Origin of the sequence: Streptomyces sp. SID14436, assembly GCF_010548465.1 — a bacterium.
Taxonomy (GTDB): domain Bacteria; phylum Actinomycetota; class Actinomycetes; order Streptomycetales; family Streptomycetaceae; genus Streptomyces.
Window position 1 is genome coordinate 1 of sequence record NZ_JAAGMD010000905.1, and the last position, 1913, is coordinate 1913.

Consider the following 1913-nt stretch of genomic DNA (forward strand, 5'->3'; position numbering starts at 1 on the left):
TCCACCCCGGGCCGGCGCGGGGCCCGGACACCGGCGGGTGCGATGCCGTAGACGTACAGGGTGTCCTCGGCCGTCGTGGTGGCGGTGGTGACGGGCACGCTCACTCCTCCTCGGTCTCCGTGCGCCGGCGGGTGCGGCTGCGCGGGCGGTCGTCCTCGTCGCCGTCGTCGGCGCGGCGGCGGGCGGCCGGGCGGCTCCGGGTCCGCTGCGGGGCGCGTTCCTCGCGCTCCCGGCCGCGGGCACGGGGCGCCTCCTCCGCCTCCTCGACGGCGGCGTCCTCGTCCTCGTCGGTCTCCTCGGGGGCGAGGACGTCGCGCACCTTGTCGGTGAGCGAGCGCGCCTTCCTGCCCACCCCGCGGGCGGCGCCCTTGCCCACGGTCTTGGCGACCGGGCCGCCGAACAGTTCGGGGACGGTCTTCGACCGCACGTCGTGCTCCAGGTCGAGGCGGTTGCACGCCTCCGCGAACCGCAGATACGTGTCCACGCTCGCGACCACGATGCGGGCGTCCACCTTGAGGATCTCGATGCCGACCAGGGAGACGCGGACGAAGACGTCGATCACCATGCCGCGGTCGAGGATGAGTTCGAGGACGTCGTAGAGGGTTCCGGCGCGGGGCGCGCAGACGACCTCGTCGTCGTAGGTGATCATGCGGTCGTCCTTCCGGTCACGGGCCGGAGCCCGCTCACTGGTCCTGGGCACCGCGCCGGTAGCGGGCGATCCTCCGGTACCGGAGCAGGTCGCCGTCCGGGTCGAGTCCCACCTCGTAGGTGGCGAGCAGGCTGGTGGTGTCGGGGATGCGGGGCACTTCCAGCACGTCCACGTGGACCGTCCAGCCGTCGTCCTCGTCGCGGCTGACCGCGGAGACGCCCTCCAGACGGTGCCGGATCAGGCCGCTGAGCAGTTCGGCCGCGCGCTGTGCCGCGTCGCGGGCGTTCCTGACGCCGGAATCACGTGTGGTGGTGCGGGCGGCCGTGCCGCGCCGTCGCTCGCCGGTTTCTGTCACGCTGCTCACTCTGACCCCGTGCCGTGGAGCGCCGCATGCGCGCTTGGCCCGTCCGGGGGAGGGGCGCCCCACCCGGGGCGTGCGGACGGGGACGCCCGGGAGGGACGTGACCGATGGCGGGGGCGGAGCCCTGAGCGGGCCGGGAGCCGCAGCGGACCGTCGCGCGGGCCGGACGGCGGGGCACGGGGGAGGGGGTGTCGCCCGGTCCTGGGGCGGGAGCGCTTCGTGTCAGGGGCTCCGTCCGGGCCGGGTGGGCGGGGCACGTGGAGGGGGGCCCGGCCCGCGCGGGGACGTGACCGATGGCGGGGGCGGAGCCCTGAGCGGGTCGGGAGCCGCACCGGACTGTCGCGCGGGCCGGACGGCGGGGCACGGGGGAGGGGGTGTCGCCCGGTCCTGGGGCGGGAGCGCTTCGTGTCAGGGGCTCCGTCCGGGCCGGGTGGGCGGGGCACGTGGAGGGGGGCCCGGCCCGCGCGGGGACGTGACCGATGGCGGGGGCGGAGCCCTGAGCGGGTCGGGAGCCGCACCGGACTGTCGCGCGGGCCGGACGGCGGGGCACGGGGGAGGGGGTGTCGCCCGGTCCTGGGGCGGGAGCGCTTCGTGTCAGGGGCTCCGTCCGGGCCGGGTGGGCGGGGCACGTGGAGGGGGGCCCGGCCCGCGCGGGGACGTGACCGATGGCGGGGGCGGAGCCCTGAGCGGGTCGGGAGCCGCACCGGACTGTCGCGCGGGCCGGACGGCGGGGCACGGGGGAGGGGGTGTCGCCCGGTCCTGGGGCGGGAGCGCTTCGTGTCAGGGGCTCCGTCCGGGCCGGGTGGGCGGGGCACGTGGAGGGGGGCCCGGCCCGCGCGGGGACGTGACCGATGGCGGGGGCGGAGCCCTGAGCGGGTCGGGAGCCGCACCGGACTGTCGCGC

The 1913-nt window shown here is 77.7% G+C and carries 2 protein-coding genes; both read right to left on the reverse strand.

The features are described from left to right. Positions 1-100: 100 nt before the first annotated feature. The gene (gene gvpJ, locus G3I53_RS33090; RefSeq protein ID WP_164439066.1) at positions 101-649 is read right to left on the reverse strand and encodes a gas vesicle protein GvpJ; all 549 of its coding nucleotides are present in this window, start codon (positions 647-649) and stop codon (positions 101-103) included. A gap of 34 nt (positions 650-683) precedes the next feature. Further along, positions 684-1004 (reverse strand): gas vesicle protein, encoded by a 321-nt coding sequence (gene gvpO, locus G3I53_RS33095; RefSeq protein ID WP_164339374.1) that lies wholly within the window; start codon positions 1002-1004, stop codon positions 684-686. Between the last annotated feature and the right edge of the window lie 909 nt (positions 1005-1913).